Raw genomic sequence first — 25,730 nt, forward strand, 5'->3', positions numbered from 1 at the left:
TCGACCATGGGACGGGAGATTTAGAAAATCTCAAGTCATTTTAGTCGGCGTAAGCAGAGGCTAGGCTGATTTCTTAAACCAATTACTAATAAAAGAAAAACGGGTTTTCTTACGTTGCGCTAATTTTTCTAAAACAGCTTCATCGACCCATTGTTCCGACATTTTACGTGCGTTATCAAGTGATTTACGATCCATTTTACCTTCGATCATTTTTAGCACTTTTTTCACGTCTTTGCTGTTTTCACCATTTAATTCTGCAGCATAAAGCCACGCATAACCTAAACCATAATGTTGCTGAATACCTTCGGCATAAACATACATCATACCCAATTGTACTTGCGCAGCTAAATATCGCTTACGTCCCGCTTCTGCATATAATTTAAATGCTTGTATTTTATCTGAATCAGTGCCTAAGCCATTAAAGAACATAGTAGCGAGATTATACTCTGCTGCTGACACTTCGTATTTAATCACTTCGGCAGAAAAAGCATTTGGATTACTGGTAAACGAACGCACTGCGATACTGTACCAGTAAAAAGCATCTTCATAAGTGCCTCGCGCATAAAACATATCCGCAGCAGCCAACTGAGAGAAAGGGCTGCCTTGTTCGGCTTCTGAAACGATTTGTAAACGAGGATCTCGCGGTTCTACTCGCGCGTTTTCAATATTGTCTGACATGCTTGTACTTACCAATAAAAACAAAAAGCCAGCAACAACCGACTTATACATAAAATTGAATGCTGTATAAATATCACTATATTTTTATACAGCAGTTATTACATTCTACCGAAACAACATCCTCCTGCATAGGTGCTATTACACCGTTGTTTTTTAACCAGTGGCAGGTAATTGTTTAAGCGATTTTAACAACCGATTTAACCTTGTTTGAATATACTTGTGCTATTATCGCCTCATTAAAATAGATAAAGGACAAAAAATGTCACAGCAGACAGCAAACAAAGCGGTATTAGTATTCAGTGGTGGTCAGGATAGTACTACCTGTTTAGTTGATGCCTTACAACGTTATGATAGCGTCGATTGTATTACCTTTGATTATGGTCAACGCCATAGCCAAGAGATCGAGGTAGCGAAAAAAACAGCGGCTTATTTCGGTGTGAAAAATCATAAAATCATCAATGTTGATCTGCTTAGTGAACTGGCGATTAGTTCACTAACTCGTGACGATATCGCGGTATCTCACGAACTGATGGATAACGGTTTACCAAATTCGTTTGTACCAGGTCGCAATATCTTATTCATGACGCTGGCGAGTATTTATGCTTACCAAGTCGGTGCTAACACAGTTATTACCGGTGTATGTGAAACTGATTTTTCTGGTTACCCTGATTGCCGAGACGAGTTTATCAAGTCAATTAATCAAGCTTGTAACCTAGGTATGGCTAAAGACTTTAAATTTGAGACGCCATTAATGTGGTTGAACAAAGCGGAAACATGGGCGCTTGCAGATTTGCATGATGAACTTGATTTCGTTACTCACCAATCACTGACTTGTTATAACGGTGTTGTGGGTAAAGGTTGTGGCGACTGCCCGGCCTGTCTATTACGTAATAATGGTTTAAATGATTATCTCACCAATAAAACTGTGCACATTACAGCGCTAAAAGGCAAGTTACCACGTTTAGCGGGTATTCAAGCCACATCATAATAGGGCTTATAATAAGTAAGCCAGTACTCAATTGTATGTTCCATTTCAGCACATACAATTGAGTCCCTCTTCAATAAACTGAACGTTCCTTCCTTTATTATTTCGCCGTATTTATAAGAATACGTTAAAAATCAGTGCTGAGATGGCAATCAAACCCATGATGGTAACGAAAATATTACTTAAGGCACCACGGTATTTCGCCAATGCTTCAACTTTAGATACCGCGTACATAGGCATCACAAACAAGATCATAGCAATAACTGGTCCCGAAAATATTTCCATCATATTTAAAATACTTGGGTTCATTACTGACACAATCCAGATACTAATAAACAATATAAAAATAGTCAGCTTATTAGTCGCTGCAGGCGTTATGTTTACTTGCTTACGTATCAAACCATTTAAGCCTTCACGAGCGCCTAAGAAATGCCCAAAAAATGAAGATGTAATAGCAATGAAAGCAATTAACGGACCTAAAGAAGCAATTAAAGCATTGTCTTTCACATTTGCAAGATACGATAAAACAGATATATTTTGTACTTTAGCTTCCAACAACTGCGCCGGTGTAAGGCTGAACACACAGGAGAAAACAAAAAATACGACGAACGAAATAAGCATGATTGACGTACGTTTAAGGATCTGTTCTGATTTCTCCCCAGCTTGTTTACCATAATGGCGCTTTTGTGCCGTAGAAAAGCTAGAGATAGCTGCAGCATGACTAAACGCAAATACAGTAACAGGCACAGCTAACCACAATGTACGCGAGAACTCACCCATATCCGTCACCATTGATATGTCAGGCACTTGCCAATCTTGGATCATGTAAATTGACAGTCCAGCGAGAATAAGCACCAATGGATAAACGATGATCTCAAACGCTTTGAGTACTAACTTCTCTCCCCCCATCATCACACTCACCATGCCAGCAACCAATATACCGGATAACAACACACGTGAAGGAGATGCTAAACCAAGCTGATTTACGATAAAGCTATCGACTGTATTAGTTAACCCTACACCATAAATAAGTAAGATAGGATAAATAGATAAGAAATACAGAATAGAGATAATACGACCAGCATTGTGACCAAAATGTTCTTCAACAACATCGGTAAAATCGGCCTCGGGATTCTTCGATGAAAGAACAAATCGAGATAACCCCCTATGCGCTAAAAAAGTCATCGGGCCCGCGAGCAGTGCCATTATGATAAGCGGCCAGAATCCACCAGCACCTATATTGATAGGTAAAAACAATATGCCTGCCCCTACAGCAGTACCAAATAAGCTAATTGTCCACTTGGTATCATGGGCACTCCAACTGCCAGTATCTGAATCAACTTGAGAATGAGAATAAGATTGAGAATGAGATTGAGATTGAGATTGACTACTCTTAATATTTAACACGCATTAATCCTTGATATATCGAAAACAGTTAATTTACCCAAGCTATAACTAGAACATAGGCAACTCAACTGCTTGGACCTTGAAAATCAGTGTTATGGACAATACATAGGCTTCATAACGATGTAAAGTATTGTTAACCATAATACAACATAGGTCACACCAAATTTACACATTTATGGGTATAAACACACATAGGGATATCCTATAAGCAAGTGTCCCGCTTTCTATCGTGCGTAACATTTGGGGAAAATGGTTCCGATATCGATCATGGCGGGACTGGTGATGACACAATAGACTTTTATGCTAGGCTATTCTCATTTTCCATAATCAAGTTATTTGCTCGTTCTCGTAATAGGAATTTTTGGATCTTACCTGTCGATGTTTTTGGTAACTCCCCAAATACAATGGTTTTTGGCGTTTTAAAATGCGCCATATTATCACGACAAAAAAGGATAATTTCTTGCGATGTGATATCAGCATCTGGCATTGGGCTAATAAAAGCACAAGGTGTTTCCCCCCACTTCTCATCTTTTTTTGCCACAACGGCGACATCTTGTATTTTGGGATGGCGATAAAGAATATCTTCAACTTCAATACTCGAAATGTTTTCGCCGCCAGAAATAATTACATCTTTGGATCGATCTTTAATCTCGACATAACCATCTTCGTGCCATACCGCTAAATCACCCGAGTGGAACCAGTCTCCAGCAAAAGCCGCTTGTGTTGTCGCTGGGTTTTTCAGGTAACCTTTCATTACCAAATTACCTCGCATAAAAATCTCGCCTATTGCTTTGCCATCTTTTGCTACTGGCTCTAGCGTAATGGGATCGGCGACCATTAGTTCATCAAGCAAAGGTGAGCGAACACCTTGGCGCGCTTTTAAACGTGCTTGTTGTTCATTGGTTTTATCATTCCATTCATCGTGCCATGCACAAACAACAGAAGGACCATACGTTTCTGTTAGTCCATAAACATGGGTCACTTTAAAGCCTGACGCTTCCATCCCCTCGATCACAGACGCAGGTGGTGGCGCCCCTGCGGTCATCACTTTTACTTCGTGTTCAATACCCATTTTAAGTGATTCGTCCGCGCCATTAAGCATATTTAATACAATCGGAGCACCACAAAAATGTGTCACTGTTTCAGTTCTAATTAAATCATAAATAGCATCTGCACGAACATGGCGGACACTGACACTTACGCCAGCTGTGGCAGCAATCGCCCATGGAAAACACCAACCATTACAATGAAACATGGGTAGCGCCCATAAATACACAGGATGTGCGCCCATTTCCCACGATAAGATATTACTGACCGCATTTAAATATGCTCCGCGATAATGATAAACAACGCCTTTTGGGTCCCCCGTTGTGCCCGAGGTATAATTAAGTGAAATAGCATCCCATTCATCATCAGGTCTTACCCAAGCAAAGTCGTCATTGCCTTCCGCTAAGAATTGATCATAAGTTAAGTCACCGATAAATTCACCGCCATCAAATGCCGGATCATCAATATCAATCACCAAAGGTTTATTAACCAACTTATTTATTGCTTGCTGGACAACAGCGCTGAACTCACGGTCAGTGATCAACACCTTGGTTTCCGCATGTGTGAGAATAAATGCTATCGATTCAGCGTCTAAACGTGTGTTAATCGAGTTCAATACCGCACCTGACATAGGTACAGAAAAATGCGCTTCAAAGTGCTCATTAATGTTTGGGGCGATGATCGACACTGTATCCCCTTTACCGAACCCACGTTTGCTCAACGCGCTGGCAAAACGACAGCAGCGTTGGTATACATCTGACCAAGTATGACGAATGTCACCATTCACCGTCGCAGTATGGTTGGGATAGACAAATGCAGAACGTTCTAAAAAAGAAATGGGGGTTAATGCTGCATAATTCGCATTGGTAATAGGTAGGTTTTGTTCGAAAATATTATTTGATTGCATATTCCGTTGCAGTTGATTACGCGTAACTTCAGATGTTGACATAAATAGCGTCCCTTCTATTATTTATGATGAGGCTGTAATACCTACAGCTACTTAATAAGGACCATGACACCAAAACAAGACAGTTACACTGCAATTTTAAAGCAAAGGTTATATCTGTGATATTCAACGTTTAAACATAGATAAATCTTGGTCTATACAAAAATAATATTTATGCAATTATTTACTATCACCGCCAACACCGCACTGTTAATATGCAGATTAAGGTGATGTAGCTTGGTAATATAGGTAAACACGATGGGACAAGAAAAAATTGAATACTGGCATAACCCTGTATTACCCAATATAGAACTAAGCTCAGCGAATGTTGAAAACTTTTCTTTCGAACCGCACATTCATCTTGATTATCACATTGGTATCGTAACGAGTGGTTGCCAACAATATCTGCATAAGGGTAAAGAATATCACCTTGCACCTGGTTTTCTATCTACGCTAAACCCAGACGAAGCACACAATGGCGAGAACATTACGCTTGGTGGTTATCAATCACATGTCATGGCATTACCAGTTAATTATGTTAACGAAATTAGCCGAGAAATGAATCAGGCTGAAACCTTTTTTAATGCACCACTGATCAACAATCCGACGCTATCGCATGCCTTCTTACACTTACATAAGCTCTTAACCACAGAGCAAGATGCTTCTGTTCAGCTACAGATAGAAACAACTATGATGGCGTTCATCACAGAATTGTTTATCCACAATGGTGGGATCCCGACACAGCAGCACGTATCAATCAAGCAGCTATCAAGGCAACAGCTAGATTATATTAAAACGCTATTCCACGATGAACCCGGACAGTCATTTCAGTTAGATGAGTTAGCACAGCAACTTGATTTAAGTAAATTTCAATTTCTACGTCAGTTTAAACAGTCGATGGGAATAACACCGCATGCATATTTAAAAAGAGTACGATTAGAGTATGCGAAAAAGGCGTTAATGAAAGGCGGTAACTTGTCTGATGTTGCTTATCAGGTTGGTTTTTTCGATCAAAGCCATTTTAATAAAGCGTTCAAGAATGCTTACCTTATTACCCCATCCCACTTTCAACGTCGTGTACTTTAGTTATTTGACTGCACGAGTACCGCCCTCACATTTTTCAGTGTTCACAAATTTATTCCAACATAAGAAGGTGATCAATGAGATAAATATGACCGATGAAGACAGCACAATATAACCAAAAAAGTATGTTGACCATTCTCTCTTAATATCAATCCAGCCTAGCCAATCATTAATTAACATGAGAGGTATAGATAATAAGCCAAAAATAATAAAAGAATATTGAAGCATTAATTGTCGACGGTCTTCACGAGAGGGTTCATTTGCACTGTCATTATTACATCCCTCACAAATACTTGTGTTGGTTTCCAATTCCTCTTTGTCTAATTTACATCTTGTCGTATTAGTCATTACTGATATCCATTATTTTCCCTAACAGACCCCGATGATAATGAGATTCATTATCATTTGATATAATATTGATTAATTAACTTGATCATCATCACAAATAGACATAACTAATTTAGATGTATTAACAAGCTATTATTATGTTGATTAATCAAGACAGGTACCGACTCTGCAATTTTTTCCTATAATCCTCGCTCTTCAACTAGCAAAATAGCGACAGAATTTACGTTTAAGGATTTATCAATGAACATCGAACTGTTGTTATCACTCGCTATTATTCACGCTGTTGCCTTAGCTAGCCCAGGTCCTGATTTTGCTTTAGTTGTCAGACTTGCAAGTCAAGAATCAAGAAGTACTGCTATTGCCTCTGCGGTTGGTATTTCAATGGCTATTTTAATTCATACAATCTTAAGTTTAACTGGGGTTAGTCTGATTATTAAAAGCTCACAAACTCTGTATACCATTGTGCAAATGGTTGGCGCAGGTTATTTAGCATGGATGGGATTTAGTGCGGTAAAAGGATCGCTGCAACATTGGAAAGCAAAAGTATCAGTGGATAATAGCCCATTTAAATTAAATCAATTAACGCCAAAACAAGGCTTCATGCAAGGGCTTTGGACTAACCTGTTAAACCCCAAAGCGATGGTGTTTTTTATTATTTTATTCTCAGCCATGATCACCCCTGATGTTAGCTTTCTCACTAAGCTATCAGCAACAGTCATCATGTTAGGATTATCCTTGATTTGGTTTATCCTTATCGCATTGATTTTATCAAAACCGATGATCCAGCAACGTGTACAAAAGGCAGCGCCAGCAATCAACTTGTTCACCGGGCTGCTGTTTATGGCTGTATCAAGTGCAATTATGTATAACTTGCTTGAAGGCGTTATGGTACTTAGTGAAAGCGCTATTTAGATTGAAACTTAGCGCCTTGACCGTAACTTGGGCATACCGGGATATGCTCAAGGCTGCTAAATCATCAACCGAGTTCTTTAGTCATATATAAGCTGTACGGATCTTCACGATAATCAGCAAAAGGGGCACATTCATTAAAGCCAAAATCTCGATATAATTTTTGAGCAGGTATAAACGAATCAGGTGTACCCGTTTCTAAGCTAACAGTAGTAATACCTTGATTTTATCTCAACATGACCCGCCCCGATTACTTTCATCGCACCACAGCCGGCAAGATCACCATCAATCCACGCACTCCAAAAAGTCACTTCAGGCACTTTTAATCCGGTTAAATCTAACGCGTGTACACTTTCAGCAGGGGTATGCTCTAGCATGTCTTCATGATGCTCTTGTAATAAAAGGGCAACTTCTTTACCTTTTAAATCATCTATACGAATTTCCATTTCGACTATCCTTTATAATTAACTAACAACAAAGTAATAAGTGCCTTAACATCAACAACTTAATTTAGTATACCTATGTTATCCAATTTAATTTTATTACGTATTTTGTCAGTAAAAAATGTAGCCGCGCTTAATGAATAATTCTCTGATAATGAATTCATAAAACCATGATAAAAACTGGTTTTAATACAGTGGACTTGTTTTAGAGATGCTAGGGCTGAGAGTATATTATCAACCTCAAAGTGCTTCTCTTCACAAGGAAATACTAATGTCACAGGGCAGCAAGGGATTACATCCAGATGGTTTCTGATCTGACTCGGATAGAAACCAATGCAATGTTTGATTAATGGATTTGAGTGTCGGTCGATGGCTTTCCAAGCGGCAGATGCGCCAGCACTAAAACCTAGTAATACCACCTCATCTTCTGATAGTGCAATCGCTGATGCTACAGCTGAAATATACCGCTCATGACCACATTGAGTCATGAACGTATCGTAAGCGGCTTGCTCATTAATGAATGTTTGTTTATAACCCTCGTAAGGATCAATTACCGTTACCCTTGTCAACTCGGTTGAGAGTGACACAGCAAGTAAATCGATATCAGTTGTCAGACCAAAAATATCTGTCATTATAATTATTTGCATGCGCTATCGTCCATCAATAAAATACAGCCAACCAAACCGTTTCCACATCAGGGTCCGTCCACGCAACTTTATGTTTTTGATGCGCTGGAATATTCAGATAATCACCCGCCTTCAGCGTAACAGAGGGCTTATCATCAAAACCAATAATTGCACTACCTGCAATAACGATCACCCATTCACTCTGCTCTTGGTCATACCAACCGACATCAGGTGACGAGTGCCCTTTTGAGATAATTCGCTCAATTTTAACCTTGTCACTCGTGACCAAATCTTCAAATACTTCACTGCTGAGGTCTGCGGGTATCGAATCAAAAATATTATTCATTTTAACAATCCTTTTAAAATAGGTTTAAGCCAAATGCACTTTTCACCTGCCGTAATACATCATTAGATTCATCTTGAGAACGTTCTGTTCCTGCTTTCAAAATAGAAATAAGCTGCGAACGATCAGCGACAAACTCAGCTCTACGCTGTCGGATTGGTTTTAATAAATCCTGTAAGCATTCTTCCAAAATTGTCTTCACAGTGCCATCACCCAATCCACCAGCTGTATATTGTTCTTTTAAATTAGCAACGTACACCTGATCTTGATGGAATGCATCTAAATAAGTAAATACCACATTCCCTTCAACTTGTCCCGGATCGATCACGCGTAAATGATTCGGATCGGTATACATGGCTTTAACCGCTTTGGAGATCTCCTTTTCACTCGAACTTAGCATAATGGTGTTACCCATGGATTTAGACATTTTACTTTTACCATCGACACTAGGCAAACGTGAAACTTTACTTAACAATGGCTTACACTCAACCAAAATCTCTTGTTGGGCAATGTTATTTAGCTTTCTTACGATTTCATTGGTCTGTTCGATCATTGGTAATTGATCTTCCCCCACTGGTATTAATGTGGCTTTAAATGCAGTGATGTCAGCGGCCTGACTTATCGGGTATGTTAAGAAACCAGCAGGAATAGAGCGGCCAAATGATTTACTGTTGATCTCATTTTTAACCGTCGGATTACGCTCCAAACGAGCAATAGACACTAAGTTTGAGTAATACATTGTGAGTTCAGCCAAGGCTGGAATGGCGGACTGTAAACAAATAGTGGTTTTTAATGGATCGATACCGACAGCAAGATAGTCCGCGACAACATTTAAAATATTCGACGAGACTTTTTGTGGATTATGACCATTATCAGTGAGCCCCTGCATGTCAGCAACTAAAATAGTTTGCTCATATTGATACTGTAACTTTACACGCTGCTGCAATGAACCGACAAAGTGCCCGAGATGCAAAGAACCCGTTGCACGATCACCCGTGAGGATCTTTTCTCTAGTCGCGTTATTTTGACTTGAATTAGGTGTTTGGTCTAAGTCTAGTGATAGGTTATTTTCCATTGTATATCTCCAAAATAGATTACCGGAGACATACATACTTTATTCATCAGTTGCCATCCGGCGATCTGTGAACAAAAGTATTCAACACCGCTCTTATAAAAGAGAGTGCCACCAAGATGTTGTGATATGTGTAAAAATAGGTTTTAATTTCATGTATTAAAAGTATCAGCCTGCGAAAATTAGCGCAAGCGATATTTCAATCTACTTTCAACCTTAATTATTAATCTTAACTATCAATCTTAATTATTAATCTTAATTATTAATCTTAACTATCAATCTTAACCATTAATCTTAACCATTAATCTTAACTATCAAATTGGACTTGTTTACATGGATACTATTGTCTTTCTCGACCGCTCTACGATCCCAGAACACATTACGATCCCTAAACCTGATGTTGATTGCCAATGGCATGAGTATGCGACAACAACATCGGAGCAAGTGATTGAACGGCTTCAAAATGCAAGCATTGTCATTACTAATAAAGTCATTTTAAATATGCAGGTATTAAGTCAGTGCCCACAATTAAAAATGATTGCCGTAGCGGCGACTGGCACCAACAACATTGATTTAGATTATTGTCGCCAGCACAACATCACCGTCAGTAACATCCAAGGCTATGCCACCAACTCCGTACCTGAACATGTATTAGCCATGATGTTTGCACTAAAACGAAATCTTGTCGGTTACCATCAAGATATTCAAGCCGGTGTTTGGCAGCAGCAAAAACAATTCTGCTTCTTTAGCCATCCCATTTCCGATATAGCGGGCTCTACGATAGGTATTATTGGTAAAGGTAGTCTCGGTAATGCTGTTGCAGCGTTGGCCAAAGCAGTCGGCATGACGGTACTTTTTGCTGAGCGTAAAGGTGCGAATGAGTGTCGTGAAGGCTACAGCCCATTTGAATTCGTCTTACAACAAGCGGATGTACTGACACTGCATTGCCCACTTGCAGAGCAAACGCACAATATCATCGGCAGTGACGAATTTAAGCTAATGAAGAGTACGAGCGTTTTGATTAACGCGGGACGTGGTGGTCTGGTTGATGAGGAGGCGTTAGTGGAGGCATTATATAGTCAACAAATTGCTGGCGCAGGTGTTGATGTATTTACCCAAGAGCCTGCTGATACCAGTAACCCCTTAATCGCTAATGCACATCTGCCTAATCTTATATTAACGCCGCATGTCGCTTGGGGATCGGATTCTGCTATTCAGACATTATCCAACCAGCTTATTGCCAATATAAATGCCTTTATTGCAGGAACACCACAAAACCAGTGTCGTTAGTTAGACAGCCAATATCGGCAATCTTGCGCTTTCAAGAAGTCTTCAGCAAACTCACCTTGTAATAACGCAATGGTTGCCAGCATCCCCGCTTGCACACAGTTTTGGGCATAGACAGTCACTTGAGCAGGGCCACTAGTAATAGGATAGCCAGTCTTAGGGTTGAGGATATGACCATAACGTTGACCATCGACTTCAATATAGCGCTGACTATTACCACTACTTGCAAGGCCTCCTTGGACTAAGCTAACCATAAGCTTACTTTCACCAAGATGCTGTGGATCTTCAATCGCGACTTGCCAAGCTTCACCATTACTGCGTAATTGATTGGTATAAATATCCCCCCCAAAGTTAACCAAAAATGCGTTATCGGTTTGTTGCTGCAATAGCCGAGCGACTTTATCGACCGCGTATTCTTTACCAATACCACCCAAGTCGATTTGCATACCTTTTGGTAAACGTAATAACGGTGCGTGCCAACTTGCTTTTTGCCAACCTATGTTGGGTAGCAGCGCTTTAATACCTCCGTCACTGGGCAGTTGAGTTTGCTGTTTAAAGTGCCAGAGTTTACCCAATACACCAGAGCTGATATCAAATAAACCATCGCTGAGTTGAAAACATAAATCAGCTAAATTAATAAGCCGTGTCGTTTCTTCATCTACCGAGATAGTTTCATCAGCAGAGCTATTAAGGCGGGCAATAATATTGTCATCACGAAAACGACTGTATTTTAGTTCAATGCGCTTTGCTTCTGCATATGCTTGCGCAGTAAGGTTGTCCGCTTGAGCTTCATCGAGGTTATCTAATAAGATCTGACAAGGACTGGCCATGACGGTGAATTCACCGAGCCAATAACCTGCTTTTCGTTTTAAGGTAAAGGCTTTTTTTGAAGTATCGCCTTGCTGTAAAGCGCTGCCTTTGTTTAATAGATCGTCTTTTTTCAAACCTTATACCTGCTCATATAAACATTAAAAACGGTATTAAAAACGATAGAAGCTCTGCAGCATGATGGCACTTTTATCTGGATAAATATCTAATCCCGCCATACCAGCTCCTTTCGCCAACGAATCATCACCCGATACCTGAGTAAGATAATATTCAAGACGCACACTGAACTCATTACCCGCAATAGGTAAACCGTATTTAAGCCCGACGGTATAAGTTTGTAACTCACCCAAGCGATAATCAGCAGTCATATATTCCGGAGCTGGCTGGCCTTCATCAAGATAGACACGATAAAAATCGGCCGCTTGTTGGCAATAATAACGGAGATGTGGCTCAATAAAATGTTGGTTTGAAAGTTGAACTCGCCATTTACTGTCAATCGTATGTGAGGTTATTCCCCAGTCATCCCAAAAATAACGATAACTAACATCAAGCACTTGGCCAGATGGCTGTATATTGTATTTAGTACGCCAAAATAAACTTTGCTTAGTGCGCTGATCGGGGCGATTTTCATAAACATAATCATTCGCCCACCCATTACTGTCAACCACCGACAAGATTTTAAAGGGGTCAGTTTGATAACCATTCACATCACTAATCGAATAGTTTAATTGCATCAATGTTTGACGATCAATCACTTGCGTTAAACCAAATAGAAAATCAAGGGTTTGCTTGGTATCAGAGTCCGTTAAACGGTTGTTAGGATCATCAACCGAAACACCTGGATCTGGGATGCCGCCTTCTGGTTCAATAGTATCGTAGGCATAAGAAAAACCGAGAGATGCAGTGGTATTACGATTATTAAAATCACGCGCCAGCGCACTATTGATCGACAAGGCAAGGTAATCATATTCTTTAGACAGGTATGCTCCGCCAGAATACAACCAAAGACGACTTAACTGCTGTTGGTATTGGGTACTCAGTGCAACCCGCGTATCATGAAAAGTATCATCAATCGATGTATCGCTTGCAGCCGTAATATAACTGCCATTACCTGACGGACGGGTAAATGTTTGCGCTTTATTTTGTGTAACCGCGCCATTAGGTGAAGCGCCAGTAAGTACATCAATAATGCCTTTAAGATTAATACTGCGCTCGTCATCAATTTGCTTAGTGAGGGAAAGTGCTCCCTCATAGGCTTGCACTTGATGATCACTCTCAGCATAAATCAACAGACCTGCATCAACATCCCAACTGCCTAATTCTGACGGCTGAGCTGTCACAGGCGCAGCAAGTGCACAGCTGGCAGCTGCTAACGTTATCGAAATATTGGTGAAGGTTTTTCCTTTTAGTTGCATCCACAGCCCCCACCAGCAAAATTACCGCCACCGCTAGAGCCTTCTTTACTAAAATAAGTGTGGTCGTCAAACCCTATTTCCATCGGGTTATCTGCAAGCTGCATTTCTGGTTTCGCTAACAAGTCTCGTTCCCAAGGTGTAACGCCGAGTGAGGAGCAAGCAGTTAAACTCAATACACTAGCCAATAATAAAATCCGTCTCATAAGGCATCTCCACAACTAATTAACTCCAGTAACAGCTAGGTCTAAGGTAATAGCGACAAGATCTCAGCTTCGTATTTATCCAACTCCGCCAATCTAAAGCCGATATGCTTATACACAATTTCGCCCTTCTTATTAAGTATAAACGAATTAGGCAATCCCATTATTTCATACTGCTCAGCGACAACACCTTGCGGATCAAATGCGATAGTTAATTTGTTTGGATAACGTTGCAAAAATTTGGTCGCTAAAATAGATTCTTGATCCATATTAATCGCAATCACTACAAAGCCTTTTTCACCGTACTTTTCAACCATTTCTTCCATCCACGGAAATGAACGAATACAGGGCGTACACCAGGATGCCCAAAAATCAACTAATACTACCTTTCCGCGGTAGTCTTCAAGGTTCACTTGGGTATTATTGATACCAGGTAATACAAATGTCGGCGCTTGGCTAACCTTATTTTCAGCAAAAATGGTCGTGGAAAAAAGTAAACTAGTAACAACAGATACGGCAATAAAAAAAGAACGAATTCGATTATAGATACATGGATTCATAAGCTTAGATCCCAAGAAGATGAGTAAGTGTGCGGCTATAGTAATGAAGTTAGCAGAGGATTAGTGAAAAAAATGTCGAAAATGGGATATAAAAAAACGCTAACCGACTACTTTTAACGAGTAATCGATTAGCGTTCTCTTGAATGGATGGCGGAGGAGGAGAGATTTGAACTCTCGAGGAGCTATTAACCCCTGCTGGTTTTCAAGACCAGTGCATTCGGCCACTCTGCCACCCCTCCGCAGCAATGGAGCAGATATTAGAATAAGCTCCCGGACTTGTAAAGCTTTTTATCTCATCACTATATCACTGCTCACTTTACGTTTAAATATCGCTTAAAAAGCAACTTACAAGTAAAACCAGTTTGTTTATTGATCGACAATACAGTCCTGATAAATCCAAGTGAAGCCTTAATAATTTTTGATCTAAATCAATACAAAAAAAGTAAACTTAAAGCCTAATGCACTACATATTGTGTCTAATGTTTAAAATTAACCCACATATAGTGTGGGTGTATAATGTCATTGTTTATTTAAGGAGTATTTTGTGGATCTATTTGTCATTAAACGAGATGGTTGTCGTGTGCCTTTTAACATTCAATGCATACAAAACGCCATTTTCGCAGCGGCTAAATCAGTGCAACAAGAAAGTCGTCATTATGCGGCAGAAATGGCGAATAAGGTTCATCAAATACTGATCCAACAAGATGTATCCAGTGAACATGCAATCGAAATCCATACGATTCAAAACACCGTTGAAGATGTGTTGATGCAAGAAAGCAACAAACTCATTGCCCGCGCTTATATCGAGTATCGTCATCAGCGCGATATTGCCCGTGAAACGCAAAGCATTCTGACCAATGAGATCAAAGGGCTTATTGAGCAAAGTAACGAATCACTGCTTAATGAAAATGCCAATAAAGATAGCAAAGTGATCCCTACTCAGCGCGATTTACTGGCGGGAATTGTCGCGAAACATTATGCCAAGCAGCATATCTTGCCACGCGATATTGTCCATGCGCATGAGTCTGGCGATATTCATTATCATGATCTTGATTACGCCCCTTTTTTCCCAATGTTTAACTGTATGCTGATCGACCTTGATGGCATGTTAACGCATGGCTTTAAAATGGGTAACGCTGAGATTGAAACACCTAAATCCATTACTACGGCAACGGCAGTCACCGCACAGATTATTGCACAAGTGGCTAGCCATATTTATGGTGGTACCACAATCAACCGTATTGATGAGATTTTAGCGCCATATGTCACCGCAAGTTTTAACAAAAACACAATTTTAGCTGAAGAGTGGGCGATCCCTAATAAAGAAGAGTTTGCTCGTTCACGCACTGAAAAAGAATGTTACGATGCATTCCAGTCGTTAGAATACGAAGTAAATACCTTACATACAGCTAACGGGCAAACACCTTTTGTGACTTTTGGTTTTGGTTTAGGTACAAGTTGGGAAGCTCGCTTGATCCAACAGTCAATCCTTAAAAACCGTATTGCGGGTTTAGGCAAGAATCATAAAACCGCTGTTTTTCCAAAACTGGTCTTTGCGATCAAAGATGGTTTAAACCATAAATCTGCCGATGAAAACTACGATATTAAGCAGCTTGCGCTTGAGTGTGCAAGTAAACGTATGTATCCAGATATTTTAAATTACGACCAAGTAGTCAAAGTGACAGGTTCATTTAAGACACCTATGGGTTGCCGTAGTTTCTTAGGAAACTATGAAGAGCAAGGTGAATTAGTACATGAAGGCCGTAATAACTTAGGTGTTGTCAGCCTTAATTTACCGCGTATCGCCATTCAAGCAAGCGGTGATGAATCGCGATTCTATCAATTACTCGATGAACGCTTAATCCTATGTAAACGCGCGCTGGAAACTCGTATATCTCGCCTTAAAGGTGTCAAAGCGCGTGTTGCGCCAATCTTGTATATGGAAGGAGCTTGCGGTGTTCGTCTGCAAGAAAATGATGACGTATTAGAAATTTTCAAACATGGTCGTGCATCTATTTCTTTAGGCTACATAGGTTTACACGAAGCAATCAATGCACTATTTGGCAATCAAACACACCCTTTTGATAGTAAAACATTGCAACAGAAATCCATTGCCATGCTTACCCATATGAAAGCTATTACAGAGCTGTGGACAGCTGAAACTGGTTACGCATTTAGTTTGTATGCAACACCGAGTGAAAATCTGTGTAGCCGTTTTGCTAAATTAGACAAAATCACCTTTGGTAATATCACGGATGTGACAGATAAAGGTTATTATACTAATAGCTTCCATCTGGATGTAGAAAAACAAGTTAATCCATACGACAAAATAGATTTTGAGATGCCCTATCCTGCTATTAGTAGTGGTGGTTTTATCTGCTACGGTGAATACCCGAATATGCAGCACAACATTGAGGCATTAGAAAACGTTTGGGATTACAGCTATTCACGCGTTCCTTATTACGGTACTAATACACCTATTGATGAATGTTACGAGTGTGACTATACCGGTGAGTTCGAATGTACCAGTAGAGGGTTCACCTGCCCTAAATGCGGAAATAACGATATTGCAAAGGTATCTGTTACCCGTCGCGTATGTGGTTATTTAGGCAGTCCAGATGCACGTCCTTTTAATGAAGGTAAACAGGAAGAAGTAAAACGCCGCGTTAAACATTTATAAATCATTCAATTTTTATAACACATTTATATAAAACCATATTCAGATTAATTAACTAGCTAGCCAATTGCTTATTGGCTAGCGTTTAAGGAGTAAAGATGCACTACTCTCAATATTTTGACCTTGATGTCATCAATGGCCCAGGTACAAGGGTCTCCTTATTTGTCAGTGGTTGTGAACACCAATGCAAAGGCTGCTATAACCAATCGACCTGGTCTCCACGCAATGGTTCCCCATTCGACCAAGAGATAGAAGACAAGATAATTAATGATTTGAATGATACACGAATACGCCGTCGAGGATTAAGCTTAAGCGGTGGTGATCCCCTCTATCCAGCAAACTTAGAAACTATATTGAAACTTGTAAAAAGGGTTAAAAGAGAATGTGTTGGGAAAGATATATGGCTATGGACTGGTTACACGATCGAGCAATTAACTGCACAACAAAAGGCCGTCGTTCATTATATTGATTACCTTATCGATGGTAAATTCGAACAACAACAAATCGATCCGGCATTAAAGTTTCGAGGTAGCCGAAATCAACGCATTATCGCGATCAGTAAAAGTGAGAAAATTGGTGAGTTTGAATACTCTATCGCCGAACCCCAAGATTAATTGACTATGATTAAATCAATCACGCCAAGATGATACCGCTATCAACACCAAAGTTGCTATTTTAAAATTATAAATTGTAAAAAGGTCAAATTCAGAATTTAATACTTTTGAGATAGATATGGACTATGGAATAAATATTCTAATACTAAAGTCATACTATACGATATTACTTAATTAGTAATATCTATTGAAAGGTCAAAATCCCTCACCAAAACAAGTCACCTAAAACTATTTTTATTTGACTTAAGTCACATTAAAATCATTAATAATTAGGTCGGAAACAGTTAACTTTTATAACATTTAGCACAAAAGTATTAGTGTCAAAGTAAACCAATCTACCTACAAATGAACACACCACAACACCTCCCACCTAATACACTGATAGTTAACGACTTTAAATAATCACGTTCAAATTTACGCTAATACTCCACCACCAAATAATAGCTAGCAATAATATTTAGAATATACCATCCAAAACAATCATCATTTTTAATTTTACACGTCAATACTTGTCAATAACATCTAAGAAAGTAAACTTTTACGTTGTAAAAACGAATCATAATTACAATTGAAAAAAAAGAGTATTTACACTAAACGTTAATATTTAGTTAACAGAACTTACCAACACGAAAACCTAACAATGCGTCATAAAATACTGACAAGTTGTTGTTAGAAAAGTTAAATATCCAGTTACGTTAAGGGCACATCATTGACATTTATTTTCAAATCGATGATATTACTACTACATAAGTGATACACACTCATTGCTATAAAACCGAAAAGTCGTTTTTATTTAACAAAAAGCAAACACAGTTTAATTGAGGATAATGGAATGAAATACTTAGTTACCGGTGGTACAGGATTTATTGGTCGATTCTTAATTGAACGTCTAGTAGAAAGAGAAGATGCGTTAGTTTATGTATTAACTCGCCAAGGCTCAGAGCACAAGTTCAATGCATTAAAGGATCGAGTGCATAAAAGTGTTAAAAGTCGTATCAAAATGGTTACTGGTGATATCACTAAAGCGAATTTAGGGATTGATGAGCAATGGTTAGCAGAGCACACAGACCAAATTGATAATGTTTACCACCTTGCTGCAATCTACGACATGAAGGCCGATGCCGAATCACAAGAAACTGCGAATGTTGTAGGTACACGCAACGCTGTTGAAGCATCTGTAAATATGAAGGCAAAAAGCTTTCATCATGTAAGTTCTATTGCTGCAGCGGGCTTGTTCAATGGTACTTTCTACGAAGATATGTTTGAAGAAGCTGAAAATATGGAGAATCCGTATCTTCGCACCAAACATGTTTCTGAAAAAGTAGTTCGTGATGAATGTTCAATTCCTTTCCGTATTTATCGTCCAGGAATGGTTGTTGGTCACTCTAAAACAGGTGAAATCGATAAAGTAGATGGCCCATACTATTTCTTCAAACTATTGAAAAAGATCCGTGAGACAATTCCAACATGGATGCCAATGATCGGTGTTGAAGGCCGTCGTCTGAACATTGTCCCTGTCGACTATGTTGCAGATGCAATTGACTACATTAGTCACAAGGAAGAAGTGCACAGTAACTGCTTCCACCTTGTAGATCCAAAACCATTTAAAGTGGGTGAAGTACTTAATATCTTCGCTACAGCAGGTAACGCACCAAAAACGGCATTCCGAATTGATTCTAGAATCGCTAATTTCTTACCGGCTTCAGTTCGTCAAGCAATCACCCATTTACCAGCAGTAAAACAGCTTACTGAAGGGGTATTAAATGACCTTGGCATTCCAAAAGACGTATTGAACTTCCTTAACTACCCAACAAGCTTCGATGACCGTGAAACAGCACGTGCTCTAGAAGGTTCTAATATCAAAGTGCCTCGCTTAGACGCATACGCACCTGCGGTATGGGATTATTGGGAGCGTAACCTAAATGATGACCTAGTCAATGACATGACCCTGAAAGGTAATGTGAGTGGTAAAACAATTGTCATCACAGGTGCAAGCTCTGGTATTGGTGAAGCAACGGCATTAAAACTCGCACCAACAGGCGCTAAATTAATCCTTGTCGCACGTGATGTCACAAAACTAGAAGCAACACAGGCGCAAATCCAAGAGCTTGGTGGCGAAGCACACATCTATTCATGTGATATTTCAAACATGGAATCATGTGATGAATTAGTTAAGTCAGTGCTTGATGAACATAAATGTGTTGATGTATTAATCAATAACGCAGGTCGCTCAATCCGTCGTTCAATTGATTTATCATTTGACCGTTTCCACGATTACGAAAGAACGATGCAGTTAAACTACTTTGGCTCAATTCGTTTAATCATGGGCTTCTCGCCTAGCATGTTAGAACGTAAACAAGGGCATGTAATTAACATATCTTCAATTGGTGTGTTAACAAATGCGCCGCGTTTCTCTGCTTATGTTGCATCAAAAGCAGCACTTGATGCCTTTACGCGCTGTGCCGCATCAGAGTTCTCTGACCGTAACGTAAACATGACGACGATTAATATGCCGTTAGTGCGTACACCTATGATTGGTCCAACAAAAGTATATGACAATGTACCTACACTTGCACCGTCAGAAGCGGCTGATTTAATTGCTCAAGCAATTATTCGTAAGCCTAAACGCATCGCAACGAAAGTCGGTATTATGTCTGAAGTACTTTACTCACTGTTCCCTAAAGTAAGTGAGATCATCATGAACACCGGCTACCGTATGTTTAATGATTCTGCTGCTGCGAAGGGCAAAGAAGAAGACAAAGATAAACCGACACAAGCAAGTACCGAGCAAGTTGCATTTGCAGCTATCATGCGCGGTGTGCATTGGTAATCTAACCTGCCATAAACAGACTCTAATAAGATAATGTAAAGGGACCACTATATACTAAAAGTGGTCCCTTTTTTGATCCTTGTTATCATGTTAATCTATTGTTTTCTTTAACAAGGATGTGTAAGAATGAAAAAATCATTGGGTTTCACACTCATCGAATTAATGATCACAATCGCTATCTTTGCCATACTCATTGGCATTGGCGTTCCCAGTTACCAAAACACCATACAACAAAGCCGTATAGACGACGCGACCACATTAATTAATAGCGCACTTAGCTATGCTAAAAACACCGCAATTGCGCATAACCGTCCTCTGTATATGACAGCTGCAGATAATGTTCTTACCCTAGCAACGAGTACAGCTGAAATCGTTAATAGAACAACGATAGATACTGGCAGTGATTCAAACTTATCAGTTACAGGTCTCACCTCTGTCATTATCTTTCGCGCTAACGGCACTATCACGGCAGATAATACGATTCGTTACAATCCCGGTGGTAAAGGTATTAATATTACGGTCAGTGCTACTGGTGATACGACTGTTAATCCAATAACTGGTGATAGTCATTAATCTTGTATTAAATGGGTGTACTTAAAACAAAAAAGCGGCGTTAGATTTGCATCTAACGCCGCTTTTAAATTTAATAAGCTAATGCATCACGCAATTAGTTATAGAATTTTTTATCTTCTTTTGCCATTGCTATAAGCGATTCACACGGTGCAAAACGCTCACCGTATTTATCTTGATGACGCTCTAGCTTGTCAACAAGTTCAGCAATACCGATTGAATCCATATAATGGAATGGGCCGCCTAAGAAAGGAGGAAAGCCGATACCGAAGATTGCACCGATGTCACCATCACGCGCACTACGTAAGATACCTTCATCAAGACAACGTGCCGCTTCGTTTAGCATTAACAATACAGCACGTTCAGCAAGTGCTTTCGGATCCATTGTAGCTTCAGGTTTCAGGTTGAATAGCTTGTAGATTGATTCATCAACTTGCTTCTTACCTTTTTTCGCTTTCTTACCGTATAGATAGAAGCCTTTCTCGTTCTTACGACCTTTACGATCATCAGCCAATAGCTTATCGAACGCAGCAGGCGCTTCAAAACGGCTACCTAGCTCTTTCGTTAAGATTGGACCGATCTTAGCACCAACATCGATACCAACTTCATCAAGAAGTGTTACAGGACCAACTGGGAAACCAAAGTTAACTAATGCTTTATCAACGGCTTCAATAGGTTCTTGTTCTAAAATGATTCGTGCAGCTTCATTCATGTAAGGCGCAAGAATACGGTTTACATAAAAACCTGCTCCATCTTTAACTACGATAGGTGTTTTGCCTTGTTTACGGGCAAATTCAACTGTTGTAGAAATAGTTTGATCCGACGTACCTTCATGCGTAATGATCTCTGCAAGTGGCATTTTGTCCACAGGGCTGAAGTAATGCAGACCAATTACGTTTTCAGGACGCTTAGCTTCAGAAGCAATCTGAGTAATAGGCAAAGAAGACGTGTTTGATGCGAAAATAGTATTTTCGTTACAATTAGCTTCAATATCTGCCACCATTTGGTGCTTCAATTTAAGATCTTCAAATACAGCTTCAACAACAATATCAGCGCTCTTCACACCTGTGTACTCAGTTGTACCTGTGATCATAGCCAGTTGACTTTGCATGTCGGCTTTTGACATAAAGCGACGTTTAACTTTCTTGTTTAGAATGTCATACGTATATTTTTGTGCGTTAAGCAGACCTTGTGGTGCGATATCTTTAATACGTACAGGTACTTTCGCTTTTGTTGCAGTAACGTTAGCGATACCGCCACCCATTAAGCCGCCACCAAGTACGATTGCTTTTTTCACTTTCTTCGGTGCAACACCTTCAACACCATCTTCTTTCTTCATCTCTGTTGTAGCAAAGAAAATGCCACGCAGTGATGCTGATTCAGATGTCATTGCAAGCTCTGCAAAACGTTTTGCTTCAAGTTTTAAACCTGCTTCAAAACCTTTTTCTTGACCAACTTTAACCACTTCTAGAATTGCTTCTGGTGCAGGATAGTTGCCACGGGTTTTAGAAAGCGTTTGTTTTTTAGCTTGATCGAACATGATGTTACGACCAACTTTGTTTGTTTCTAATAGCTTACCAGTCAGATCTAGTGTTAGTTTACGCTGGATCTTACCTTTTTTCGCTAGCTTAACAGCCACTTCAAGAAGTACTGTTTCAGGCACTACATCGTCAACAAGACCCATTTTAAGCGCTTGTTTACCACGTACTTGTTTACCTGTTAACATCAAATCAAGAGACTTAGCCACACCAATTAGACGTGGTAGACGTTGTGTACCACCACTACCAGGTAATAGACCTAGCATCACTTCAGGTACACCTAATACTGTCTTTGTACTTTCTGTACAAACACGGATATGACAAGCAAGAGCAAGTTCTAAACCACCACCCAAACAAGGGCCGTGAATAGCTGCAACAACAGGAATATTTAATGATTCCAGTTCACCCATAACACGGTGGCCTTCAAGTGATAACAGCTCTGCATCTGCAGCCGTTTCACACGCATCAATCATAGTCACGTCAGCACCAGCAACAAAGCTGTCTTTCTTGCCACTGATCAGTACTAGACCTTGTAGATCTGAATTTGATTTAATCTCTTTCATCAAATCAGAAATTTCATCAGCGAACTCTGCACGTAAAGTGTTCATCGTTTCGCCGGGTACGTCCATTGTTAGAACGCCAATCTTATCTTCACGGATCTCAAGTGAAAATGTTTTATCTTGCTGACTCATTACGCACTCTCCACAATCATTGCTACACCTAGACCACCAGCAGCACATGCCGCCGTTAACCCTAGACCACCACCACGACGTTTCAATTCATGCAATGTTTGCGTGATCATACGTGCGCCAGTCGCTGCAAATGGGTGACCATATGCAAGTGAACCACCCAGTACGTTAAACTTACTCTCATCGATATTAGCAACGCGCTCTGGACGACCTAATTTTTCCTGTGCAAACGTATCTGACTCTAAACATTTTAGGTTTGCTAATGTCTGTGCGGCAAATGCTTCATGCATATCAAATAGCGCTAAGTCGTCAAATTTAATACCTGCACGGTCTAACGCTTCAGGTATCGCATATGATGGACCAATTAGACCATCAACATCAGCAGGCACTGCAGCATAAGCATAACTGCGAATATAACCTAGTACTTCTAGACCAAGTTCTTTCGCGCGGCTTTCACTCATTAATAGTACCGCAGCAGCACCATCTGTTAGTGGCGTACTTGTTGCCGCAGTTACAGTACCGTGTTTACGGTCAAATGCAGGACGTAGTTTCGCGTAACCTTCAACTGTTGAATTTTTACGAATGTTGTTATCTTCAGAAATAAATGACTTCATCGGCTCAGGATAAGCCGTCATGACTTCATCTTTTAACTTACCTTCTTCCCAAGCTTTAGCGGCGAGAGAGTGAGAACGATGAGCAAGTTCATCCTGCGCTTGACGCGAGATGTTATAAGACTTAGCCATTTGTTCTGCTGTCTGACCCATAGTCAAACCCGTACTGTACTCAGCAACCGCAGGTGCAACAGGCAGTAAATCTTTCAAGCTTAGTTGACGCGCAATTTTTAATTTATCGCTAGTCGTTTTTGCTTTGCTTAAGTTAATTAACTGATGAGCAAGCTTTTTAGATACGCCAATTGGCACTACTGAAGATGAATCTGCACCACCAGCAACACCACAGTCAATCGAACCAGCCATGATAGACTCGGTAACATTTGAAATAGCTTGGAAACTTGTCGCACATGCACGTGATACACTGTATGCATCGGTGCCGATGTCCATGCCAGTGCCTAATACGATTTCACGCGCAATGTTTGGCGCTTCAGGCATTTGAACAACTTGTCCAAATACAACTTGCTGAATAATTTTAGGGTCAATGTCGTTACGAGTAAGCATCTCATTAACAACCATTTTGCCTAAATCTAATGCTGGAACCCCATGAAACGCTGTTGCTTGTTTAGCAAACGGGGTACGTAATCCAGTGACCACCGCGATACGATCGCCGTTGCGGGTGGTTAGGCTTTGTGGTTTAGCCATCACTTATCCTCATTCCGTTAAGTAAAAAGAGGTCAGACCTCATAAAATTAAGTCAATATTAACCTTTTGGTCACAATATTCAAACATTAGTTTGAAAATTGAGTCTTTCATCTTAGATATGTGATCCAAAAGAAAATATCGTGTGAAAAAATAATGCTAAATAGTAGTCATATCAACCTAAAGACAAAACATCTGTAGATATATTACTCACCATCCGCACTATAAAATAGTCATTACCAGTAAAGTTCTGTAAAAACATTTTATAAAATCTTTATATAAAATAAGTTTGAACTTTTACAGTCAACGTATTGTCGGTAAAGTAGTGTTTATATTAACTTTATACGATAGATAATTATGCCAAAATCAAACTTTAATCAATTAAGAGGCTATCTTAACAGCCAAATTCTTGGGCAAGCAAAACTTGTCGACAATTTATTAATCGCGCTTCTAGCAGATGGTCACATCTTAGTAGAAGGTCCACCCGGATTGGCCAAGACTCGTGCAGTTAAAGCACTTGCCGATAGTTTAGAAGCCAACTTCCATCGTATTCAGTTTACACCCGACTTACTGCCTGCAGATTTAACAGGGACTGATATCTATCGCGCCGAAACCGGCACCTTTGATTTTCAACCCGGTCCTCTGTTCCACAATATTGTGCTTGCGGACGAGATTAACCGTGCACCTGCTAAGGTACAGTCTGCGCTGCTAGAAGCTATGGCCGAGCAGCAGATAACAGTTGGCAACAAAACCATGTTATTACCAAAGCTATTTATGGTAATGGCAACGCAGAACCCAATTGAGCAAGAAGGTACGTACCCATTACCCGAAGCACAGCTCGACCGTTTCATGCTACATCTAGAAATTGACTACCCAGATAAAGACACTGAATTACAAATTTTGCGTTTAACCACACAAGAAGCACAGCAAGACGCGCCCACACCAATTACAAAAATCAGTCAACAAGCGATCATGCAAGCGCGAGAAGAAGTACTTAATATTCACCTTGCACCAGCCCTCGAGCATTACCTTGTCGATTTGATTATGGCCACACGAAATCCTGATACCTTAGATTCTCAACTCGCCAGTTGGATCAACTTTGGTGCAAGTCCACGAGCGACGATCTCTCTTGCCCGTTGTGTACGTGCTCGCGCTTGGTTACACGGCCGTGATCATGTATTACCCGAAGATATCCAAACCTGCCTCTACCCTATCCTACGTCATCGCTTACTACTGAGCTTTGAAGCGGAAGCGGACGGCATTACTGCAAACCAAGTTATTGACCGTATCTTGTCATTAATTGCATTTTCGTAAACAGAGTTAGT

General features: G+C 40.0%; 22 protein-coding genes, 1 tRNA gene and 1 pseudogene. 9 read left to right on the forward strand and 15 right to left on the reverse strand.

The features are described from left to right. Positions 1-60 precede the first annotated feature (60 nt). Positions 61-678, reverse strand: coding sequence for a tetratricopeptide repeat protein (locus tag HWV02_RS15665; RefSeq protein ID WP_211688632.1), 618 nt, complete (start codon positions 676-678; stop codon positions 61-63). A gap of 259 nt (positions 679-937) precedes the next feature. Here HWV02_RS15665 and queC point away from each other — a divergent pair, with 259 nt between their 5' ends. After that, entirely contained in the window at positions 938-1,666 is a 729-nt protein-coding gene (queC, locus tag HWV02_RS15670; RefSeq protein ID WP_211672349.1) for a 7-cyano-7-deazaguanine synthase QueC, read from the forward strand. Positions 1,667-1,777: 111 nt separating this feature from the next. Here the strand turns inward: queC and HWV02_RS15675 are convergent, their stop codons facing one another. Together HWV02_RS15675 and HWV02_RS15680 are read right to left on the reverse strand one after the other, a co-directional pair. Beyond that, entirely contained in the window at positions 1,778-3,070 is a 1,293-nt protein-coding gene (locus HWV02_RS15675) for an HAAAP family serine/threonine permease (RefSeq protein ID WP_211688634.1), read from the reverse strand. A gap of 298 nt (positions 3,071-3,368) precedes the next feature. Then, positions 3,369-5,066: an acyl-CoA synthetase gene (locus HWV02_RS15680; protein WP_255550419.1), complete on the reverse strand. Its 1,698-nt coding sequence runs from the start codon at positions 5,064-5,066 to the stop codon at positions 3,369-3,371. A 255-nt stretch (positions 5,067-5,321) separates the two neighbouring features. On the opposite strand from HWV02_RS15680, the gene HWV02_RS15685 reads away from it, so the two are divergent. Beyond that, positions 5,322-6,149 carry an AraC family transcriptional regulator gene (locus HWV02_RS15685; protein ID WP_211676698.1) on the forward strand — a complete coding sequence of 276 codons (828 nt, stop codon included), beginning with the start codon at positions 5,322-5,324 and terminating at the stop codon, positions 6,147-6,149. On the opposite strand, the gene HWV02_RS15690 is transcribed toward HWV02_RS15685, so the two are convergent. After that, positions 6,150-6,494 carry a hypothetical protein gene (locus HWV02_RS15690; RefSeq protein ID WP_211676699.1) on the reverse strand — a complete coding sequence of 115 codons (345 nt, stop codon included), beginning with the start codon at positions 6,492-6,494 and terminating at the stop codon, positions 6,150-6,152. A 240-nt stretch (positions 6,495-6,734) separates the two neighbouring features. On the opposite strand from HWV02_RS15690, the gene HWV02_RS15695 reads away from it, so the two are divergent. After that, positions 6,735-7,406, forward strand: a complete 672-nt coding sequence (locus HWV02_RS15695; protein WP_211676700.1) for a LysE family translocator — start codon at positions 6,735-6,737, stop codon at positions 7,404-7,406. A gap of 64 nt (positions 7,407-7,470) precedes the next feature. On the opposite strand, the pseudogene HWV02_RS15700 reads toward HWV02_RS15695, so the two are convergent. From HWV02_RS15700 to trpS, 4 genes and pseudogenes are all read right to left on the reverse strand, one after another. Further along, positions 7,471-7,849, reverse strand: a pseudogene (locus tag HWV02_RS15700) (GNAT family N-acetyltransferase). Between the two features lie 59 nt (positions 7,850-7,908). Next, positions 7,909-8,493 carry a dienelactone hydrolase family protein gene (locus HWV02_RS15705; RefSeq protein ID WP_211688636.1) on the reverse strand — a complete coding sequence of 195 codons (585 nt, stop codon included), beginning with the start codon at positions 8,491-8,493 and terminating at the stop codon, positions 7,909-7,911. A gap of 13 nt (positions 8,494-8,506) precedes the next feature. Further along, on the reverse strand, positions 8,507-8,818 hold the full coding sequence (locus HWV02_RS15710) for a cupin domain-containing protein (protein ID WP_211672356.1): 312 nt from the start codon (positions 8,816-8,818) through the stop codon (positions 8,507-8,509). Positions 8,819-8,831: 13 nt separating this feature from the next. Further along, positions 8,832-9,890, reverse strand: a complete 1,059-nt coding sequence (gene trpS / locus HWV02_RS15715) for a tryptophan--tRNA ligase (protein WP_211688637.1) — start codon at positions 9,888-9,890, stop codon at positions 8,832-8,834. A 330-nt stretch (positions 9,891-10,220) separates the two neighbouring features. Here trpS and HWV02_RS15720 point away from each other — a divergent pair, with 330 nt between their 5' ends. Next, the gene (locus HWV02_RS15720; RefSeq protein WP_211688639.1) at positions 10,221-11,177 is read left to right on the forward strand and encodes a D-2-hydroxyacid dehydrogenase; all 957 of its coding nucleotides are present in this window, start codon (positions 10,221-10,223) and stop codon (positions 11,175-11,177) included. Here HWV02_RS15720 and HWV02_RS15725 read toward each other — a convergent pair. The 5 genes from HWV02_RS15725 to HWV02_RS15745 all read right to left on the reverse strand — a co-directional run bounded on the left by HWV02_RS15725 (position 11,174) and on the right by HWV02_RS15745 (position 14,416). Further along, positions 11,174-12,118 (reverse strand): FAD:protein FMN transferase, encoded by a 945-nt coding sequence (locus HWV02_RS15725; protein ID WP_255550422.1) that lies wholly within the window; start codon positions 12,116-12,118, stop codon positions 11,174-11,176. The two genes, HWV02_RS15720 and HWV02_RS15725, sit on opposite strands and share 4 nt — an antisense overlap. Positions 12,119-12,154: 36 nt before the next feature. Next, entirely contained in the window at positions 12,155-13,417 is a 1,263-nt protein-coding gene (locus tag HWV02_RS15730; protein ID WP_211688641.1) for a DUF3570 domain-containing protein, read from the reverse strand. Further along, positions 13,408-13,620 carry a DUF4266 domain-containing protein gene (locus tag HWV02_RS15735; RefSeq protein ID WP_067044798.1) on the reverse strand — a complete coding sequence of 71 codons (213 nt, stop codon included), beginning with the start codon at positions 13,618-13,620 and terminating at the stop codon, positions 13,408-13,410. The genes HWV02_RS15730 and HWV02_RS15735 overlap by 10 nt, the downstream gene beginning before the upstream one ends. Positions 13,621-13,661: 41 nt before the next feature. Beyond that, positions 13,662-14,177 carry a TlpA disulfide reductase family protein gene (locus HWV02_RS15740; RefSeq protein ID WP_211688643.1) on the reverse strand — a complete coding sequence of 172 codons (516 nt, stop codon included), beginning with the start codon at positions 14,175-14,177 and terminating at the stop codon, positions 13,662-13,664. A gap of 148 nt (positions 14,178-14,325) precedes the next feature. Continuing rightward, positions 14,326-14,416: transfer RNA gene (locus tag HWV02_RS15745), tRNA-Ser, on the reverse strand. 305 nt (positions 14,417-14,721) lie between these two features. Here HWV02_RS15745 and nrdD point away from each other — a divergent pair. From nrdD to HWV02_RS15765, 4 genes are all read left to right on the forward strand, one after another. After that, positions 14,722-16,857, forward strand: coding sequence for an anaerobic ribonucleoside-triphosphate reductase (gene nrdD / locus HWV02_RS15750; protein WP_211688645.1), 2,136 nt, complete (start codon positions 14,722-14,724; stop codon positions 16,855-16,857). A 95-nt stretch (positions 16,858-16,952) separates the two neighbouring features. Beyond that, positions 16,953-17,468, forward strand: coding sequence for an anaerobic ribonucleoside-triphosphate reductase-activating protein (gene nrdG / locus HWV02_RS15755; protein ID WP_211676710.1), 516 nt, complete (start codon positions 16,953-16,955; stop codon positions 17,466-17,468). Positions 17,469-18,300: 832 nt separating this feature from the next. Continuing rightward, positions 18,301-20,298 (forward strand): SDR family oxidoreductase, encoded by a 1,998-nt coding sequence (locus tag HWV02_RS15760; RefSeq protein WP_211676711.1) that lies wholly within the window; start codon positions 18,301-18,303, stop codon positions 20,296-20,298. A gap of 126 nt (positions 20,299-20,424) precedes the next feature. Beyond that, entirely contained in the window at positions 20,425-20,871 is a 447-nt protein-coding gene (locus HWV02_RS15765) for a GspH/FimT family pseudopilin (RefSeq protein ID WP_211676712.1), read from the forward strand. A gap of 94 nt (positions 20,872-20,965) precedes the next feature. Here HWV02_RS15765 and fadJ read toward each other — a convergent pair whose 3' ends face one another. Both fadJ and fadI read right to left on the reverse strand, forming a co-directional pair. Next, positions 20,966-23,098, reverse strand: coding sequence for a fatty acid oxidation complex subunit alpha FadJ (gene fadJ, locus HWV02_RS15770; protein ID WP_211676713.1), 2,133 nt, complete (start codon positions 23,096-23,098; stop codon positions 20,966-20,968). Next, positions 23,098-24,408 carry an acetyl-CoA C-acyltransferase FadI gene (fadI, locus tag HWV02_RS15775; protein ID WP_211676714.1) on the reverse strand — a complete coding sequence of 437 codons (1,311 nt, stop codon included), beginning with the start codon at positions 24,406-24,408 and terminating at the stop codon, positions 23,098-23,100. The genes fadJ and fadI overlap by 1 nt, the downstream gene beginning before the upstream one ends. A gap of 354 nt (positions 24,409-24,762) precedes the next feature. On the opposite strand from fadI, the gene HWV02_RS15780 reads away from it, so the two are divergent. Continuing rightward, entirely contained in the window at positions 24,763-25,719 is a 957-nt protein-coding gene (locus HWV02_RS15780) for a MoxR family ATPase (RefSeq protein ID WP_211676715.1), read from the forward strand. The last annotated feature ends 11 nt before the right edge of the window (positions 25,720-25,730 follow it).

Source organism: Moritella sp. 28 (assembly GCF_018219435.1).
Classification (GTDB): Bacteria; Pseudomonadota; Gammaproteobacteria; order Enterobacterales; family Moritellaceae; genus Moritella.